This is a genomic window from Steroidobacter cummioxidans (assembly GCF_003104955.1).
On record NZ_LSRW01000119.1, the window covers coordinates 1 to 18,795 of the forward strand.

The 18,795-nt window shown below is 62.7% G+C and carries 19 protein-coding genes; 13 read left to right on the forward strand and 6 right to left on the reverse strand.

Translation table 11 applies throughout. The features are described from left to right. The 10 genes from D0550_RS34000 to D0550_RS35140 form a co-directional block, all read left to right on the forward strand. Positions 1–1,260, forward strand: a 1,260-nt coding sequence (locus tag D0550_RS34000) for an asparagine synthetase B family protein (RefSeq protein WP_161966219.1), incomplete at its 5' end; no start/stop codon positions are given. A gap of 76 nt (positions 1,261–1,336) precedes the next feature. Then, on the forward strand, positions 1,337–1,591 hold the full coding sequence (locus D0550_RS34005) for an acyl carrier protein (protein WP_116813656.1): 255 nt from the start codon (positions 1,337–1,339) through the stop codon (positions 1,589–1,591). 27 nt (positions 1,592–1,618) lie between these two features. Beyond that, positions 1,619–3,139, forward strand: a complete 1,521-nt coding sequence (locus D0550_RS34010; protein ID WP_116813657.1) for a class I adenylate-forming enzyme family protein — start codon at positions 1,619–1,621, stop codon at positions 3,137–3,139. An 11-nt stretch (positions 3,140–3,150) separates the two neighbouring features. Then, positions 3,151–4,143, forward strand: a complete 993-nt coding sequence (nadE, locus tag D0550_RS34015) for an NAD(+) synthase (RefSeq protein WP_116813658.1) — start codon at positions 3,151–3,153, stop codon at positions 4,141–4,143. A 50-nt stretch (positions 4,144–4,193) separates the two neighbouring features. Next, on the forward strand, positions 4,194–5,324 hold the full coding sequence (locus D0550_RS34020) for a glycosyltransferase family 2 protein (RefSeq protein WP_116813660.1): 1,131 nt from the start codon (positions 4,194–4,196) through the stop codon (positions 5,322–5,324). Position 5,325: 1 nt separating this feature from the next. Beyond that, complete coding sequence (locus tag D0550_RS34025; RefSeq protein ID WP_161966220.1) at positions 5,326–6,519, forward strand: glycosyltransferase family 4 protein; 1,194 nt, start codon at positions 5,326–5,328, stop codon at positions 6,517–6,519. Next, positions 6,516–7,853, forward strand: a complete 1,338-nt coding sequence (locus D0550_RS34030; protein WP_116813663.1) for an O-antigen ligase family protein — start codon at positions 6,516–6,518, stop codon at positions 7,851–7,853. The genes D0550_RS34025 and D0550_RS34030 overlap by 4 nt, the downstream gene beginning before the upstream one ends. Further along, complete coding sequence (locus D0550_RS34035) at positions 7,850–8,878, forward strand: polysaccharide deacetylase family protein (protein ID WP_116813665.1); 1,029 nt, start codon at positions 7,850–7,852, stop codon at positions 8,876–8,878. Before D0550_RS34030 ends, D0550_RS34035 begins: the two co-directional genes overlap by 4 nt. Continuing rightward, positions 8,878–10,068, forward strand: coding sequence for a carboxylate--amine ligase (locus tag D0550_RS34040; protein ID WP_116813666.1), 1,191 nt, complete (start codon positions 8,878–8,880; stop codon positions 10,066–10,068). The genes D0550_RS34035 and D0550_RS34040 overlap by 1 nt, the downstream gene beginning before the upstream one ends. 241 nt (positions 10,069–10,309) lie before the next feature. Further along, positions 10,310–10,468: a colanic acid biosynthesis glycosyltransferase WcaL gene (locus D0550_RS35140; RefSeq protein ID WP_161966221.1), complete on the forward strand. Its 159-nt coding sequence runs from the start codon at positions 10,310–10,312 to the stop codon at positions 10,466–10,468. Positions 10,469–10,476: 8 nt separating this feature from the next. Here D0550_RS35140 and D0550_RS34045 read toward each other — a convergent pair whose 3' ends face one another. The 3 genes from D0550_RS34045 to D0550_RS34055 are packed head-to-tail and all read right to left on the reverse strand — an operon-like array spanning position 10,477 to position 13,476. Then, positions 10,477–11,682 (reverse strand): DegT/DnrJ/EryC1/StrS family aminotransferase, encoded by a 1,206-nt coding sequence (locus D0550_RS34045; RefSeq protein WP_116813668.1) that lies wholly within the window; start codon positions 11,680–11,682, stop codon positions 10,477–10,479. Positions 11,683–11,692: 10 nt separating this feature from the next. Beyond that, positions 11,693–12,772: a FemAB family XrtA/PEP-CTERM system-associated protein gene (locus tag D0550_RS34050; protein WP_116813669.1), complete on the reverse strand. Its 1,080-nt coding sequence runs from the start codon at positions 12,770–12,772 to the stop codon at positions 11,693–11,695. Then, positions 12,772–13,476 (reverse strand): hypothetical protein, encoded by a 705-nt coding sequence (locus tag D0550_RS34055; RefSeq protein ID WP_153067481.1) that lies wholly within the window; start codon positions 13,474–13,476, stop codon positions 12,772–12,774. Before D0550_RS34055 ends, D0550_RS34050 begins: the two co-directional genes overlap by 1 nt. Before the next feature lie 471 nt (positions 13,477–13,947). Here D0550_RS34055 and D0550_RS34060 point away from each other — a divergent pair, with 471 nt between their 5' ends. From D0550_RS34060 to D0550_RS34070, 3 genes are all read left to right on the forward strand, one after another. After that, the gene (locus tag D0550_RS34060; protein WP_116813672.1) at positions 13,948–14,847 is read left to right on the forward strand and encodes a hypothetical protein; all 900 of its coding nucleotides are present in this window, start codon (positions 13,948–13,950) and stop codon (positions 14,845–14,847) included. Between the two features lie 2 nt (positions 14,848–14,849). Further along, a complete protein-coding gene (locus D0550_RS34065) occupies positions 14,850–15,683 on the forward strand; it encodes a heparin lyase I family protein (RefSeq protein ID WP_116813673.1) in 834 nt (277 codons plus the stop codon). 119 nt (positions 15,684–15,802) lie between these two features. Further along, positions 15,803–17,275, forward strand: coding sequence for a lipopolysaccharide biosynthesis protein (locus tag D0550_RS34070; RefSeq protein WP_116813674.1), 1,473 nt, complete (start codon positions 15,803–15,805; stop codon positions 17,273–17,275). Between the two features lie 6 nt (positions 17,276–17,281). Here D0550_RS34070 and D0550_RS34075 read toward each other — a convergent pair whose 3' ends face one another. The 3 genes from D0550_RS34075 to D0550_RS35145 form a co-directional block, all read right to left on the reverse strand. Continuing rightward, positions 17,282–18,079, reverse strand: coding sequence for a glycosyltransferase family 25 protein (locus D0550_RS34075; protein ID WP_116813676.1), 798 nt, complete (start codon positions 18,077–18,079; stop codon positions 17,282–17,284). 9 nt (positions 18,080–18,088) lie between these two features. Then, a complete protein-coding gene (locus D0550_RS34080; RefSeq protein ID WP_116813677.1) occupies positions 18,089–18,526 on the reverse strand; it encodes a VOC family protein in 438 nt (145 codons plus the stop codon). A gap of 2 nt (positions 18,527–18,528) precedes the next feature. Then, positions 18,529–18,795: hypothetical protein (locus D0550_RS35145; RefSeq protein ID WP_161966222.1), on the reverse strand; the 267-nt coding region annotated here is incomplete at its 5' end.

Sequence of the window (18,795 nt, forward strand, 5' to 3'; positions counted from 1 at the left end):
CGCCACGCGCCGCAAGCCGATCTCGAGCAGGAGCTGCGCGAGGTGTTGTCCGATGCCACGCGGCTGCGCCTGCGGGCGGATGTGCCGGTCGGTGCTTATCTCTCCGGCGGTCTCGATTCCTCATCGTTGGTCGCCTTGTTACAGGAGCGCGTGCCGCAGACCCTGCGCACGTTCTCCATTGGTTTCGACGACGCCGGTCTGGATGAGTCTGTGCACCAACGTACAGTCGTCGACTATCTGCGAACCTCTCACAATCACGTGCAGTGCTCGACCGCGGACATCGCCAATGCGTTCCCGCGGACCATCCGTCACAGCGAAATGCCCGTCCTGCGCACCGCGCCGGCGCCCATGCAGATGCTGTCGGCGCTGGTTCGCCGGTCGAACGTGAAAGTGGTGTTGACCGGTGAAGGCGCGGATGAGGTGCTGGGCGGCTACGATATTTTCAAAGAGGCCAAGGTGCGCCATTTTTGGGCACAGCAGCCGGAGTCCAGCTGGCGTCCGGCGCTGCTCAAGCGGCTGTACCCGTACCTGAACCTGACCTCGGCGCAGAGTGCGGCGTATCTCAAGGAATTCTTTGGGGTCGGCCTGCAGAATCCGGCTGATCCCTGCTTCTCGCATCTGCCGCGCTGGGCGACCACTGCGCAGTGCAAGCTGTTTTGGTCGGATGACTTCCGCAGCCGGGTCGAAGGCTCGGCGGTGGAGCGGTTCCGCGACTCGTTGCCGGCGCAGGTGCGCACGTGGCACCGCTTCAATCGCGGCGAATATCTGGAAGCGAAGACGCTGCTGCCGAGCTATCTGCTGTCGGCGCAGGGCGACCGCATGCTGATGGCGAGCTCGGTGGAGGGGCGCTTCCCCTTCCTGGATCATCGCCTGATCGAGTTCGCGAACCGTCTGCACCCGCGCTACAAGATGCGCGTGCTGAAGGAGAAGCATCTGCTCAAGCAGGCCATGCGGGACCGCTTGCCGGCCGCGATCCTGCAGCGGCACAAGCAGCCGTATCGCGCACCGGATGCGGCCGCGTTCGTCGGGCCCTTTGGAGCGCCTGGACAGGTCACTCAGCCGCCTGAGTATGTGCGAGAATTGATGAGTCCACAGGGCTTGTCCCGCACTGGCTATTTCGACCCCGACAAGGTCACGCGCCTGGTCACGAAACTGCAGCGGGCCAAGGTCCCCGCGGCTCGCGACAACATGGCCTTCGTGGGCATCCTGTCCACCCAGCTGTGGCACGCGCAATTCGTCGCGGGCCAAAAGTTTGAATGACGAATCCGGCGCCGAGCGTCCGCAGGTTCGCACGTCGATTTTTTGCACTTTTATTTCGTTGCTCGAGGAATGACTCATGACCGATGCGCTGCGCGAACAGATCCGCGGTTTCATCCTGGAAAACTATTTGTTCACCGACGACAAGTCGGCCCTCGGACTCGATGACTCGCTGCTCGAGCGCGGCATCGTCGATTCCACCGGCATGCTGGAAATCATTTTCTTCATCGAAGAGCAGCTCGGCGTGAAGGTGAAGGACGAGGAAATGGTGCCGGACAACCTCGATGGCGTGAACAAGATCGCGGCGTTCGTTGCCAAGCGCCAGGCTGCCTGAGCGACGTATCCGACGCGAGACGCCTGCATGAGTGCATCCCTGGTTCATGACTTCGACTGGATCGCCCGGCAAATGCCGGACGCGCCGGCTTTGTCGTGGCACGGGGGCGTGTGGACTTATGCTCAGCTGCGTCGTGCGGTCGGCTGCATGCAGGGCAAGCTGCGTCACCATGGGATCGCGCCGGGCGCCCGCGTGGCCTTGCTGGTGCGTAACTCGCCTCAATACGTCGCGAGTTACTTTGGTGTCATCGCCGCTGGCTGTGTCGCGGTGCCGTTGAATGTGCAAGAGCGTGCCACCGTACTGTCGCGGCAGATCGAGCACGCCGGCTGCGGCGCGGTCATCGCCGATCCACAGCATCCGGAGTGGGGCGCGCTGAATGCAGCCATCGCGGCGAGCGTGCCCTTGGCGGTGACGCTCGATTTGCAGCCGGGCCTCCCTGGCTGCGATGCGTTCTGCGCGGCGCTTGCTACCGAAGGCACCGCTGAGCCGGAATTGAATCTGCCCGAGCGGCAGGTCGATGAGCCGGCCATGATGATTTACACCTCGGGCACGACATCGCGCCCGAAGGGTGTGATGTTGAGCAATGGCAATCTGGTCGCCAACGCTCGCGCGATTGCCGCTTATCTGCAGATCACGCCGAACGACAAGGTCCTGTGCGGTCTGCCGTTTCACTTCTCGTACGGCAGCTCTGTGCTCAACAGCAATCTGATCTCGGGTGCGCAGTTGCTGTTGGAAGATAACTTTGCGTTCCCTCAGCAGACACTGCGCAAGATGCAGGACGAGGGCGTGACCGGCTTTCCGGGCGTGCCGTCGACGTTTGCTTTGTTACTGGGCCGCTGTCAGCTGAGCGACTTCGATCTGAGCAAACTGCGATATCTCACACAGGCCGGTGGCTCAATGCCGCGCGCGCAGATCGAAAAGCTGCGTCAGCAGTTGCCGCACACGCAGGTCTTCATCATGTATGGCCAGACCGAGGCAACGGCGCGTCTGAGCTATCTGGCACCGGAACATCTCGAGGCGAAACTCGGTTCAGTCGGCATGCCGCTGCCCGGCGTCGCCATCGAAGTGCGCAGCGAAGGTAAGGTGGTGCCGCAGGGCGAGGTTGGTGAGATCTGCGCGCGCGGACCGAACATCATGCTGGGCTACTGGCGCGAGCCGGAGCTCACCTCGCAAGTGCTGCGTGACGGCTGGTTGCACACCGGCGATCTCGGCCACGTCGACAACGAAGGTTTTCTGTACATCGACGGCCGCGCCGTCGAGATGATCAAAGTAGGCGCGTTCCGCGTCAGCCCGCAGGAAGTCGAGGAGGTGCTCGCAACTTTCCCGGGCGTCGAAGAAGTAGCGGTCACCGGGATCGCCGATGACGTGCTGGGTCAGTCCATCAAAGCCGTGATCGTGCTGCGCGAGGGCGCGCCGGCGGATTTACGTGGTATCAAGGCGCATTGCCGCCAGCACCTGGCCAGCTACAAAGTGCCGAAAGTCGTCGAGTTCGCCGCGGCGCTGCCGCGGACGTCCTCGGGCAAAGTTCAACGTTTCAAACTGGCTTAAGAGGATCGTTCATGGCCGCTCGCAAACCGCTCGATGCAAAAGTCCTGGAGATGGACAACGATGCCGTCATCGAGCACATCGTCACGCGCTTGCGCTCCATTTTGTCCAAGGACGTGGGCCGTCGCGGTTTCGTGTGCGCCATGTCCGGCGGTATCGACAGCTCGGTGAGCTCGGCGCTGTGCGTCAAGGCGCTCGGCAAGGAACGCGTGTACGGCTTGATGCTGCCGGAGCGTGACTCATCGGGCTTCAGCACCGCGCGTGGCCGTCAGCTGGCCGAGCACCTGGGTATCAAGTACGAAGTGTTCGACATCGCGCCGGCGCTCGAAGGCATCGGTTGTTACAAGTGGCGCGACGACGCGATCCGTAAAGTGTTCCCCGAGTACGGCGCAGGCTGGAAGAACAAGATCGTCATCAGCGGCGGTCTGGAAGGTCAGATCAATCACTTCCAGCTGGTGGTGCAGACGCCGAGCGGCGAGACCCGGCAGGAGCGCCTGGGCCTGAAGGAATATCTGCAGATCGTCGCCGCTACCAATCACAAGCAGCGGATTCGCAAGACGGTCGAGTATTTCCATGCCGATCGTTTGAACTACGCGGTCATCGGCACGCCGAACCGCCTGGAGTACGACCAGGGCTTCTTCGTGAAGAATGGCGACGGCAGCGCCGATGTGAAGCCGATCGCGCATCTCTACAAGTCGCAGGTGTACGCGCTGGCGCGCCACATGCAGCTACCGAAGGAAATCTGCGAAGCGATCCCGACCACGGATACTTACAGCCTGGCGCAGGGCCAGGACGAGTTCTACTTCGCGTTGCCGTATGCGCAGATGGACCTGGCGCTGTACGCGCTCAACAATGGCTACAGTGCCGAGGAACTGGCACCGGTCATCGGCGTGACAGTCCAGCAGGCGCAGAATGTGTTCCGCGACATCGAAGCGAAGCGTCGCGCGACCCGTTACATGCACCTGAAGCCGGTGCTGGTCGAGGACGTGAAGGAACTGAAGCTCTGAGCCGGCGGCCGCGCCGCTTGTTTGCTTAGGGCCAAGGCGAGACAAACTGCGTGGAAGCGTTGTTCTGGATCTGTGCGTTGCTGGTGGCGTATCCGTACGCCATCTATCCCGTGCTGCTGGTTGCATTCAACCGGCTCGGCGGGCGACGCGTGCACGTCGCCGACGTGCGTCATGAGCCGACCGTCACCATCATCATGCCGGTGCACAACGAAGCACGACGCATCGGCGCGAAGGTGGCCAATCTGCTCGCGCTCGACTATCCGAGGGAGAAGCTGCAGATCCTGGTCATTGGCGATGGCTGCACCGACGACAGTCTGGAGCGTGCGACGGCGGCAGGGCAGGGGCTCGTTAGCGTCATTCCTTTGGAAGGTCGCGGCGGTAAAGCCGCCGGTTTGAATGCGGGCCTCGAGCGCGCCACCGGCGACATCGTCGTCTTCACCGACGCGGGCATCCTGCTCGATCGGCCCTCGCTGCGTAACCTGGTCGGACATTTCACCGATCCTGCGATCGGTTGTGTATCCGGCGAGGATTACATCGAAGGCTCGGAAACCGAAGGCCTGTACGGCAAGCTGGAACTGTTGCTGCGGCGTGAAGAGGCGCGGCTGCATTCCATCGCCGGTGCGAGCGGGTGTTTCTACGGCCAGCGGCGTGAGCTGTGCGAGCCGTTCCGCGCCGGCATGGCGCCGGACTTTTTGTCCGTGCTCAACACCGTTCGTCAGGGCAAGCGCGCGTTGGCCGAACCTCTGGCGCGTGGCTCGATGACGGCCACGTCCAGTCAGCGCGCCGAATTCACTCGCAAGGTGCGCACGTTCCTACGCGGTATCACCGCGCTGTTCGGCAATGTGGGGTTGTTGAATCCGTTCCGCCATCCCGCGTTCTCGTTCATTCTCTGGTCGCACAAGCTGATGCGCTGGCTGGCACCGCTGCCGATGGTCGGGTGTCTGGCGGCGGCGTATATCTTGCGCGGACAGCCGTTGTACCTGGGGCTGTTCGTTGTGCAGATCGTTTTGTATGTGGCCGCAGTCGCCGGCATGGTGTGGCCAACGCTCGCGGCGCGCCTGACGTTGGTACGCCTGAGCGCCTTCTTCGTCCTCGTGAATGCAGCCGCACTCAAGGCGCTCGCCTTGTGGCTGGTGGGCAGTCGCGTCGAAGTGTGGCAGCCGACGCAGCGGCCGAAATAGCATGAGCACGCAGCTGAAACGTCAGTCTGACGGTGAGCTGGAGGTTGCTCACGGCGTAGGCGGCGCACCGTCGCGACCCATCCGCGTCCTGCATCTACGCGATTCGCCGTGGATCGATGGCCCAGGCCGCACGATTCTCGAGACCGGCTCGCATCTCGATCCGGCCCGCGTCGAATTTCACATCGGCGTGCTGGTGGCGAAGCGCGAGGGCGAGCATCCACTCGTGGACGCGGCCAGACAGCGCGGCATCAGCGTGACGGCGATCGCCGATCATGGCCGGCTCGACAGCAGCCTCATCGATCCCATTCTGCAGATCATCGACGACCGGCAGATCGATCTGCTGCACACCAGCGAGTTTCGCTCCAGCCTGATCGCACAGATCATCAAGCGTCGCCGGCCGCGGTTGCGCATGGTCGCGACTGCCCACGGCTGGATCGCGAATACGCTGCGTCGACGCGTAGTGCGTCTGCTCGACAAAATGATGTTCCGGCGCTTCGATCACGTCATCATCGTGTCCGAGGCGACGCGTTCGCTCGTGCCGCGATGGTGGCTGCCGGACTCGCAAGCGACGGTGCTGCGTAACGCACTGGTGCTCAAGTCGTACGGCAGCGAGACCGTCAACAAGCCGCGCCCTGCGATCGATCCGAATGGGGCAATCACCCTGGTGAATGTCGGTCGTCTGTCGCCAGAGAAGGGCCAGGAGATGCTGCTCAATGCGATGCACGCACTGACGCCGCGCTGGCCGAAGCTGCGCTTGAAATTCGCGGGCATCGGGCCGCTCGAAGAGCACCTTCGCACGGTGACGCGGAACCTTGGGCTCGAGGAGCGCGTCGAATTCGTCGGCTATGTGAAGGATATGCCGCGCCTGTATGCTGACATCGACCTGGTCGTGCAAAGCTCGTTCACCGAGGGCCTGCCCAACGTGATTCTGGAAGCTGCGTATCTGCGCGTGCCGATCGTTGCGACGGCGGTGGGTGGCACCGCAGAGGTCATCTCGCATCAGACGTCCGGCTGGCTCATCCAGCCCACCCTGGAGCAGCTCACTGACGGCATCGCTCGGTTCCTGGAGCGGCCGCAGGACTTTGTGCGTATGGCGGAGCGGGCGCACCAGGGCATTCTGGAGAACTATTCGTTCGACGTGCGCACCGAGAAACTGACCCGGATCTACGAAAAGCTCGTGGGCGGGAACTCGTGAAGAGCCAAGCCAAGGCGCTGAGCCCCGAGGAGGCCCTGAAGAAAACCGGGTACCTCTACTGGTGGCTGCTGCTTGCCTTGTTTTTCGAATACGCCCGGCCAGCGAGCTATTTGAAGCCGCTGGGCATCATCCCGCTGAACAGCATGATCCCGCTGCTGCTGCTCGCGTTCACCTGTTTCGCGAGCGGGCTGCGACCGTGGAACCGAATCTTCGCCGACGCGCTCGCCAAGTGGCCGTTCATTTTCCTCGCCGTGGTATTCCTGTCGTCGTTCTGGGCAAACGTCGGCGGCTACTCGATCATCATCTTCGAGCGCATGCTCGGCTACCTGTTCCTGTTCATCATGATCGCGCGGATCTGCACGACTCGCGAGCGAGTGAACGGCGTGGCGCTGACCCTGATCGTTTCGCACCTGTTTTTGCTGGTCATGAATCCCGAGGTGGTGCTCGCGCCGACCACGCGACACTACATCGTCGGCGCGACCTTCCTGGGTGACGGCAACGACTACTCGATGTCCCTGTGCATCCTGCTCGGATTTCAGCTGAATATCGCGTTCAATCAGCAGGCCAAGCTGAAAAAGATACTGAGCTGGGTGCTGCTGGGCCTGCTGATGCTGACCATCATCGGCACACAATCCCGAGGGGCAACGCTCGGCATGATCGCGGTGTTCGGCTACATGTGGTGGCGCAGTCCGCGCAAGGCAGTGGGCATCGTTGCGATCGTGATCGCCGTTCTAGGCATTCTGGTGTATGCACCGGCGGTGTACTTCGAGCGCATGGGCACGCTTTCCGCCCCCCAAGAGGATGGCTCGGCGGAGGGTCGTATCCATGCCTGGCGCGCCGGCACGAAGATGGCGCTGAACCACGTGTTCGGCGTGGGCGCGGGCAATTTCCCCAACAACTTTCCGAAGTACCGCGCCCCGGATGCGCCGAATCGCTGGATGACGGCGCATTCCATGTATTTCCTGATCTTGGGCGAGCTGGGTTTCCTGGGATTGCTGCTGTTGTTCAGGCTGGTGTTCGGCAATTTCCGCAGTAACGCGCGCCTGAGGAAACGGCTCACCCAGGAACAAGAACGACTCAAGGAGCCGGCCCGGTTCGCGGCCGACATCCGCACGCTCAATGCGTTCAACGCCAGCATCGTGGGCCTGGCGGTGGCAGGGGCGTTTCTGTCGGTGACCTACTACCCGCACATCTTCGTGATGGCGGGGCTGTGCATCGCGTTACGGCGCGTGATTGCAGAGGAGGCGGGGTTGGCCAATCTGTCCGCCACCGCCAGGCGACCGAGCATACGGCGCATCCGTGCAGGCGCCGAACCCGAGGTCCCCGCCACGTGATTGCCAAGCGACTTCTGAAGAGCGCGCTGGTCGCCAGCGCGTACCATACGGGATTGCTGGGCTTGTATCTCAGGCGCAAGCTACGGGGGCGTGCCGTCGCGCTCACGTACCATCGCGTGTTGCCAGAGCAGGAACTCGCCCGCTCGTTTTCTACCGATGCCATCGTGGTCTCTCCCGAGACCTTCCGGCATCACATGCAGGTCTTGCGCAAGTCGTTCAATCCGCTCACCGCGGAGCAGTTCTCGGCTGCGCTCGCCAGTGGCCAGTGGCCGGCCCGGGCGTGCATCGTGACCTTCGACGATGGCTGGCTGGACAATCTGCAGCATGCCTTGCCCATCCTGCAGGAATGCGGCGTCCCTGCAGTGCTGTTCGTTGCGACCGACTACATCGGCACCGAACGCTGCTTCTGGCAGGAAACATTGGCGCGTTACCTGGCGGCCGCGGCGACGGTCCCGGATCGTAGTGCGCCGCTGTTTACCGAGCTGGGCATTGCGCACGTTCTCAAGCTGCCGCCCGATCAAGCGCGAGCGGCCACTCGGGCCATGATCGACTCCTTGAAGTCACAACCGCAGGCTCAGCTCGACGCTCTGCTGGCTCGCGTGCACGGTCTGTTACAGCAGTGGCAGGTCGAGCTGCCGCAAAATCACCCGGATCGGTTTCTCACCTGGGCGCAGGTGAAGCAGCTCAACGACAGCGGCGTCGTTACGATCGCCTCGCATTGCTGCTCGCATACACCGCTGACCAAGCTGGGCGCTGAAGCGGTGCGCGAAGAATTGCAGCGGTCGCGACGAGTCATCCAGGAGCGCGTCGGTATCGACACGCGCGATATCGCGTATCCCAACGGGGATCACGATTCGAACATCGCGGCCGCCGTGCGCGACAGCGGTTATCGCGCGGCCTTCACTACCATTCGGGGACACGTGGCACCCGCGGCCAACGCGTTCACGCTGAAAAGAATCAACATTCACGAGCGTGGCACGGCCACGCCGGGCGCATTTCTCGCGCGCCTCGCCGGAATTTTCTAGTGGCTCGAATACTCGTTACCGATAGCGACAATCGCTCCGCGCTCGCAGCGACTCGCTCGCTGGGCGAGCTCGGGCACACTGTATTTACGGCCTCGGAGTCACATCCTTCGCTGGCGTCGGTGTCGAAACATTCGGCCGGGTTCGACGCCTACAGCAGCCCCTATCGCGCACCGGATCAGTTCGCGAAGGATGTCGCTGCGATCGCTGCGCGCCGGCAGATCGATGTGCTGCTGCCGATGACCGAGATCACGACGATTTTGCTGACGCGCGCACGCGATCTGTTGCCCCCGACGGTGCGTATTCCGTTTCCAGATGCCGATATCGTCGCCACGGCCGCCGATAAGTCCAAGGTGCTGCAGCTAGCGGCTGAAATTGGAGTGCCAATTCCCAAGACGTTGGTGGTCGAATCGCCAGACGAGATCGAAGCGGTGTTACAGCGGGTCGAATACCCGGCCGTATTCAAACCGGCCCGATCGCGTGCCTGGAACGGAGAGCGCTGGATCTCGGGCGGCACGGCTTACTCACGAACTGCCGATGATCTGCGCGCGCGGCTCAACAATCTGGATCCGGCCATCTTTCCTGTGTTGATCCAAGAGCGAATCCAAGGCCCCGGCGTCGGCGTCTTCGTGTGTTGTGGCCAGGATTCACAGGTGCTCGCGACCTTCGCGCACCGGCGTCTGCGTGAAAAACCACCGTCAGGAGGAGTGAGCGTGCTGTGTGAGAGTGCGCCGGTCGATCCGGTCGCCAAGGAGCATGCCATCCATCTGCTTCGGAGCATTGGTTGGCGGGGCGTCGCCATGGTCGAGTTCAAACAGGACTCGCGCGACGGCAGCCTGAAGCTGATGGAGATCAACGGACGCTTCTGGGGCTCGTTGCAGCTCGCGATCGATGCCGGCGTCAACTTTCCCCGCCTGGCTGCCGAGATCGCTCTGGGACAGGCCACGCCCATCGACAACTATCGTGTCGGCGTGCGCTGCCGCTGGTTCTGGGGTGATACCGATGCGATGCTGGCGCTGCTGTTTCGCAGCCGCTCACAACTGAACCTGCCCGAGGCGCATCCCGGCCGATGGCGAACGCTGTTGAGCTTTCTCAAGCTGTGGCAGCCGCGCACCAGATATGAGCTAGAGCGCTCGGGCGATCCGCGCCCGGCACTGTTGGCCGCGAAACGATGGTTGCTCAATCGGGACTGATTGCAAGAGACCAGGTCCGCGCTGCGCATTTCGTCAAATAGGTGACATTCCAACCGCGGCAGCCGAAGGACTATGTCTTTGGTCGCACGGCGCAAGCGTGCCGACGGCGCTAGAGTAGTTGGCCGAGAGTTGCTGACTAGTCAACGTGGCGCCGAGGAGAAGGCATCTTGAAGCTGCTGGCGATTGCTGAGCATTTTCCAAGCCCCTACAAACCGTACCAAGTCTGCGGGCCCTGGCCGAATTGTCTGAAGAGCAGTTGCGCGAGCTGGGTGCGCAGGGCCGCACTTTCGTCGAGACGCGCTATGACATTCGCGCGCTCAATCGTCAGCTGCTCGACGCTGCCTTGGCGTGTGGCCGTGGCTGCGTGGTGGACAGCGATACGGTGACTATCGGCGTGTAGGTCGACAACTAGCGCAATACGTCGCGCAACACGTGTCCAATGCGGTTCGGCAGATTCGTTGGACTGTAGGAATGTGTCGGCAGTGTGACGATGGTGTTGGCAACCTCGCGTGCTCCCGGCATGTCTCGGTCCGATTCGGGTAACGAGGCCGCCACTTCAGGAACATCACACAGCGCGCTCGGATACGACGCTGTGGCGCCGATGCCTGCAGCTTCCAGCTTCTCCAGTACCGTTGCGCGTTGGGCTGCGTCCGTCATGAGAAATGGGTAGCGAGCGTAAGCAGGTTGCGAATCCTGCGGCACGTCGATCAATCGTACGCCGGGCACGTTGCGCAGCTCCGCCTGTAACGCGGCGGCCTTATCGCGCCGGCCTCGAGTGAGCTCAGGCAACCGTTTCAACAACGTTGCGGCAAAGCCGGCCAGGGTGCCGCTGTAACGCTCGACCGGATACGTCTCGTCATACACCGTGCGTCCAAGGCCGAGCCCCGGCAATTTGCGCACGACACCGTACAGGGTAGGGCGCAGCAGCGTCGCATACGCGGCGAGTTTGACGATCGTCGTCGCGGTCCGTGTCGCAGACGTGGCGAGCAGCGCCGAGTGTCGACGATCCAGCGCGGCAGACAGCTCCGGGTGGCTTGCGACCAACGCGCCGCCTTCGAGGCTGGTGATGTTCTTGCCCTTGTCGAAGCTGTACAGGCCGACATCGCCGAAGCCACCCACGGGTCGGCCCTCGTGCGTTGCGCCCAGCGCCTGAGCGCTGTCATCCAACATCCAAACGCCGTGCTCGCGGGCGATCGCTTCGATCTGTCGCAGATGATTGGGAATGCCGTAGAGGTTGGCCGTGACGACTGCCAGCACTCGTGAAAAGTCGACCTTGCGCAGCGCTTGCGGATCCAGGCTGAGCGACGAGGGATCCACATCGCACAGGCGAGGCTTGAGGCCCGCCTTGATGACCGACGCCGGCACGGAATAACACGTGTAAGCGGGGACGATGACTTCCATCCGCTGCGGATCTTTGGTCACGTCGCGCATTGCTTGCAGCGCCAGTACCATGGCTGCGCGGCCAGTCGATATGAGCCAGTAGCGACCATGCCCCGCGTGCGCCGCGAGTCCTTCACCCAGCTCGATCTGCGCGGAAGACCCCATCCCACGGGCCAGACTCACGGCGAAGGTGAGCGGCGAGATCGGCGTGCCCGCCGGTGCGACGAATGCCATGGCGGAGCGCTTACGGAATGGACCGAGCCAGCGGCGGCCCGATCAGTCGCGTCACCCACAGCGGCAGCTTTTGCCAGACCTGGATGGCGAGCTTGTACTTGGGATTGTCGACGTTGAGCTGCGGCATCTCGCCACCGCTCGGGCGATGGAAATACCAATACAGCTGGCTGGCGGTGGCGTTCCACTTCTTCTTGAAATCCTCGGCGCCCGAATCGGCAGTGGACCGGCCGAGGTGATAGCGAGTGCAGCCGCGCACGCAGGCATCGCGCATCATGTCCCAATAGAGCACGTAGTTCGCTTGCAGTGGACGCGACAGCTCGGTGCCGCCAGCCCACAGGCCTTCGACCACGCCGTTGAAGTAACCGTTGAAAGCGACCGCCACCGGCGTCGTGCCCTGTGAACAAACGAAGATGCGTGTGTGATCAGGCAGTGCTTTCAAGATCGCCCGGAAATACGAGCGCGCGTAGAACGGTGTCCCCAGGGCGCGCCACGACTGTTCCATCACGGAGTAGAAAACGTCCAACAGCTCCTCGCCGCCGCTGCGTACTTCCAGATTGTTCTTTTGCGCGCGCCGAATGTTGGTGCGATGTTTGGACGTGAACTTGTTCCACAGAGTGTCCGGATCGGGGGCGAGCTCGATGTGCATGCTGATCTTGCGCATCGAGGCGGGCATGTCGGTGTCGACGGCTGACGCGCAGCGCAATTCCAGGTAGTCCGTCTTCAGCTCGTTCGCCCGCTCGCGCGCCGCATTGACCAGTGCCTGGGTCGCGGCCGCATCGACAGCCACCGGGCCGCCATAGTTGACGAAAGGCATCGAGCACAGCACTCGACCGAACAGCGGACTTGCGACCAGGGTCAGCGGCAGCACGCCGCAGATTTGGCCGCCAGCGCGCGCGATGAGATTGAAGCTGGGATTGCGCAGTGCTTGCTGGTTGATGCCGCTCCACGCATACAGGTGATAGAACGAGCCCTGCGGCTGTTGCTGCAGAAACGCATTCCACTCGGCGGCGTGCGCGGCGCTGGCGGTCTCGATGGAGAGCGGCGCGCTGGCAGCGGCGAGGGCGGCTTGGGGAACCACGGCGACTGTCATCAGCGCTTTCTCGAGTCCTGCAGTGTCTGTAAAAATTCTAAAAACGCGGCGGCGGCCATGGTACGGCCCGGCTCGTTGAGGTGGCCACCGTCATAAGTCCAGTCCCGCGCCAATGACGGCACCAAAATGCCGCCGTCGCTGAGCTCGCACGGGCGACCGTCGGGGCGGCGTGATTGTACCGCTGCCAGATCGAACAGTTGGTGCCCGCCATAACGGGAGCGCAATTGCCGATTGAACCAATCACGGGCGCGATTGCCGATGATGGCGGGATGCCGGTGCCCGAGCGTGCGCCGCAGCCACGCATAGGGGCCGTGCGGCAACGATCGCAGCGGGACTGTGCAATGTACCAACTGCACCCCGGGCTGATCTGTCGACAACTGCTCAATCGCCGTCTCGTAATGTTTCCACAAGCTTTCGGCGGCGGCCTGCGTGGCGATATCGACATAGCAAAATTTGAGCATGGCCACGTCGATTTCCGGCCGATGTTTCGCATTCAGCAGCTGGCCGAAGGCGGCAATCTTGGTAAGTGGTTCTCGGTTTGTGCCAACGGCTTCGTGGAAGATGAGGAGAGCGTGAGTGGGCAGGGGGGCGTGCGCCCGAGTTAAGTCCAATACGTGCACGTCCAGGTGCCGCTGCCTGGTGAGCTCTTGGAGTCCTGTAAGGATGTTTGCGCCTACGGATTGATGCGCAAAAAATGTTCTCATCGGTGTGCGCTGCGCTGTTGGGGGTTTGATTGGCTGTGCTACCGGCAACGAGCAGCGTCGGAAATCTGGCGCTCCCCTTGCGCTGTCGCCGTGTGGCTACGTGGGCAAGCCACTCGGAGTTTATTCAGGGAGCTGCTGGATGACGATGCAGAGTGTCCTACATACAGTGCCGCTGGAACCTGGTTCGTGCCGGTTCGATGCGGATTGGCGACAGGTTTGCGGTTTGCCGAGGTGCAGATATCTTGCCGGCGCCTCGTCAACAGCGGCATTGAATTGACGGTTGCGCAGGGTAGCCGTGTCGAGGCCGACAGCGCGATCGAGTAATTTCGCTTTCGTAGGATTGTAGGTCGATTCAGTAATAAGTACATATTCCTGGTTGTAGGAGCATGCGGGTCCGGCCCTCCCGTCGCTGGCGGCGGGATTGCACGACAACCTGGCTTCGTCCGGGCAGTGATTGAGGAGTAGCAGCTAATGGCTCAGTTGAATGAAGTCCCGCACCGCGCGTTCGCGGGCGCACGACGATGGGGGCGGGCATTTGCGCTCGCGTGCATGTTTGCTGGCGGTATGAGTATCGCGACCTCGGCTTCGGCGGCTCGCACCATCCGCTCGCTACCGTTCACCGAGACCTTCGACGCGAACAACTATAGCGACATCGTCTGGACCACCCAGGGTGCGACTCAGACCTGGATGCCCAACGCCGGCTATAACGGGCGCGGCGCGGCCAAGTTCACCGGACCGAACGCCGAAGGCTACTCGGCGGCGGGTCAGTTCATTTTCGGCATGCCGACCATTCCCGAGCAGATCAACATCCGCGTGCTGGTCTATCAGGGCCGCATGTGGCACGAGCTGGGGGCGGGCGGCAAGCTGATGATCCTCAACCGCACCGGCAATCGCGGCCGTCCGATGGTCATTGCCACCGACTACCAGGCAGGCAATTGGGAAAGCTGGGGCGCCTGCGACGGCACGGTGTGCCGCTTCGAGGGCGGCGACATGTGGCCGAACGGCCGCGAGCGGCTGCGCCTCGGCAACAACACCCAGGGCAACGGCAAGCGCTCCAATGAGTGGATCAGCGTCGAGCTGGAAGCCAATACCCGCACCGGCATGATCAAGCTCTACATCGATACGCAGGACGGTGCGCTCTCCGGCCTGTACGTGGAGCGTTACATGGATGACACCGGCCCGGGCGGCACCTGGAGCTATATCGATCTGATCGGCGGCTACATGAACTGGGGCAACGTCCGCGCCGATCCCGAGAACTACTTCATGCTCGATGACATCGTGGTCAACGATCGGTACATCGGTCCGCCGGCGGGTTTCCGCACCGGCACCTCGGCTCGTCCGAATCCCCCGACTTCGCTTTCGGTGCAGTAATAATGGTACGTATCACGAAAACATCGTTCGCCGCCGCGCTGTGTCTGGCTGGCGCGGCTTTCACGGCTCAGCCCGCGCTCAGCGCGGTCGCGCGCCTGCCGTTCTCGAGCAGCTTCGAAACCGGTTCTTTCAGCGAGTGGAACGGCGGCCTCGACTCTTCTATGTCGATCAGCTCCTCGGTGGCCTCGGACGGCCGGTATTCGACGCAGTCGGTGATGACGGCCGGCCGCTCGACCGACAACTACAAGGAATACGTGTTTGGTGACAACCGGCGCGTCGGCGGCGAAGGCGCCACTCAGGGCGTGTGGCTCACCTTCGACAGCCGTTTCGACACCGGCTTTCGCTACGCGACCGGGGCGACCGTGCACAAGATCGCCATCATCAACCTGGAAGATGTCAACGATGGGCGGCGTCGCTACCAGATCATCATCAATGTCACGCCGCAGACCAACGCGTATTTCATCGATCATCTGAAGTGGAACGCGGATGGCAGCTTCAATCGCACCATGCCGAGCGTCACGCAGAACGTGGGCACGCCGGCGACGGTGCGTTACGGTCAGTGGGACAAGCTTAAGCTGTACGTCAAGCCCAATACGCTGGGCCAGGCGAACGGCATCGTGCGCTTCTGGGTCAACGGCGTGCTCAAGGCCGACCACACCAACGTGCAGCTGCGCGAAAACGTGTCGGTCCTGCCGAACAAGCTGATCATGTCGAACTATGTCACGGAGTCGACGGCCAGCGGCACGCAGCGCTGGGATAACTGGCGGCTGTCCGAGACGGATCCCGATGCGGGCGCGGTGCGTCCGAATCCGCCGGTGCTCAACAGCGTTCAGTAACACGTTTGTAACAGCGACGGCGGGCAGGGTGCCCGCCGTCGAATTCATTGACACTCGATCCATCCGCAGTGACGACTGGGCGCGTGACGCTGGCCCGGTCGGCCATGTAGCCTGTGCGGATGCTCAGCAAACTCTCCACCCGCGCCGGCGAGCTGTTCGGCTTTCTCAACCGCACTGACGGGTCGCTGAGAAGCAAAATCCTTCGCTCCGGCTTCTGGCAGGCCCTGGCGACCATCGGCGTCAACGGTCTGACCTTCGCCAAGTCCGCGGTCCTCGCGCGCCTGCTGGTTCCCGAGGCGTTCGGCTTGATGTCGCTGTCCCTCATGGCCATCCGCGGCGCACAGCTGATCACCGAGACCGGCTTCGGCAACGCCATGGTGCAGCGGCAGGGCGATTGGGACTCCGCCAAGGACACCGCGTTCACGTTGCTCGCACTGCGCGGCCTGCTGCTTGCGTTGCTGATGGTGCCGGTCGGCTATGGCATGTCCGCGTTCTATGGCAAGTCCGAGCTGGTCCCGCTGATCGGCGTGCTTGGCGTGAGCTTTCTGTTCTCCGGCATGGCCAACATCAACCTGATGCGCACCATTCGTGAGCTGGACTTCAAGAAGGTCGCGGTGATCGAGAACGTGGTCGGCTTGGCGTCCTTCGTCATCGCCATTGCGATCGCCTGGTGGACGCGCTCGGTCTGGGCCCTGGTCGCAAGCTTCGTGGCCGCGGCGGCGATCAAAACCACGATGTCCTACTTCCTCATTCCCGGCCGGCCGGTGTTTCACATCGACCGTAAGGTCGCGCTGGAGCTGCTCCACTACGGCAAGTTCATCACGGCCGCGACCATCCTGATGTTCATTGCCTCCGAAGCGGGCGGCGCGGTGATCGGCAAGATGCTCGATGTGACCCAGCTCGGTCACTATTCGGTGGCGTTCCTGCTGGCGAATTTCCCACCGACGCACGTGGCGTTCGTGCTGTCGAACATCATGTTCCCGGCCTACAGCAAGATCCAGAACGACCTGCCGGTGTTGCGCAAGACATTTGCTCAGGTCACCGACGTCATCGCCTCGCTGGTGATGCCAGTCATGGCAGGCATGGCCGCCGCCGCCGACACCATGATCGGCGCGTTCTATGGTGCGGGCTGGGAAAATGCAGTCGGGCCGTTTCGTATCCTGTGCATCTACGGCGCACTGCACGCGATCGTGACCGTCAATGGTTACATGTTCAATGGCATCGGCCGGCCGGACATCGGTTTCCGCATCGCCGTGATTCGCGTGGTGTGCATCCTGGTGCTGATCGTGCCGGCGATCCAATTGGGGGGCACGGTGGGTGCCGCAGCGGCCATGAGCTTCGTGATGGTGCTGAACCTGCTGTACGGCCTGTACCAGGTCACCAAGGTGATGGGGGCGGGCAAGCTCGAAGTGTTGCGGCCGCTGCTGCCGGCCCTGGTGAAATCCATCGCCGCGGGCGCCGCGATCTGGCTCGGCGATCAGTTCCTGCCCGACAGCAAGATCAAGATTCTGTGGCTGATCCTGATCGGCGCTGCGGTCTACATTCCGATGAACGTCGGCATGATCAAGACGGTGCTCAAGCTGAAGAAGTGAGCGCGCTCAGCCGAACACTTTCAACAACAGGTTCTTCACGAAGTTGGAGGCGCGGAAGCGGGAATTGCGATTGCCCTGAATCGCCGAGGGGAACACGTTGTTCACGCCCACCAGTTCCGGCCACACGCCGTGCGCCTGCAAACCCCATTGATCGACCCGGCCGAGCAGCGAGTCGGCCGGATAGCGGATGGGCAAGGTGTTGGCCGCGAGCACCTGAGCGGCGCGCTGGCTGATCAGATAGGCGGTCGCGGCGACGGGCAGGGAGTCGCCGAACTTGAAGCGCACCAGCCCGTCGACGGCGGGCTCGAAATGGCGGCAATCGAAGCGCAGCTGGATCACGCTCCAGTCCGCCGGAGCGGCCTTCAGCGCGGCTTCGATGCGGTCGCGGGCGTCGGCCGCGAACTGCGCATCATCCTCGCTCACCAGCGCGTACGGCGTGCCGTCGCGAACCATGCGTTGATAGATCGACAGGTGGCTCAGGCCGCAGCCGATTTCGGCCATCGATAGCGAGCGATCGAAGCTCTGGCGCGACACTGCATCGTTGTAACGCCCGTCCTGGATCACTGCATCGAGGCTGAGCTGTTTGCCATCGAAGGCCGGCACCAGGGTGGGCTCGATGCCCAAGCTGCGCAAATGACTGGTGATGTACAGCCGACGCTCCGGGCTGCGCTCGAGGTTGATGACGTACGCCGGATACGTTTGCGGCGCCACGGCCAGCGGCTGATTGCGCAAACGGCGCAGGCGCCGGTACTCGCGATAGTTCTTCGCGGCGCGGACCAGGATCGAGGATTGTAGGTCGGCCATGATGCGTCGTTATTCTTTTTCCAGACGGCGCCGATCGGTGTCGATGAGCTCGACGTTCAAGCCCGCGCCCAGGAAGGCGAAGGCGATGTCGGCTTCATCGAACGCTTCGCCAGGTTGCGGGGCGGCAAGCACGCGGGCGCCTTTGGCTTGCAGGTCCTGCACGCCGGCGGCGACCTGTTGGGTCTTGAACGCCAGATGATGCAATCCGCCGCCGCGCTCCTTGATGAATTCCACCAGCGGGGACGACAACGACGACGGCTCGATCAGTTTGATATCGATCGAGCCGGCCTTGCGCATGAACTGCACGTTCACCTGCTGGCGCGTGTTGGTGACGACTTCGGTTCGAGCCGTGTAGCCGAGCATCTTTTCGAGCACGGCGCGCGCCGGCGCGATTTTCCGCACGGCCAGGCAGACATGATCGAGCTGATAGTCGGGAGCGTCGCTCATGCTCACTTCGCTCCGTGCAAGGTTTCCAGCCAGCCGCGGCTGACGGCGACCATTTCCTTTTGCCACGGCGTGAACGACAGCACGTGATTGGCTTCGGCCACGACGTGATGTTGCAGCTGCGGCAGATAAGGCTGCAACTGTTCGGCAAACGGGGTGGCGAATTTTTCTTCGTATTCGGACTGCAGCCGGTCCTTTTCACTGAACAACATCAGTGCCCGACCGCCGCGTTTCAGGAATGCGAAGAACGCCGGCGGGAATAGGGGGTTGGC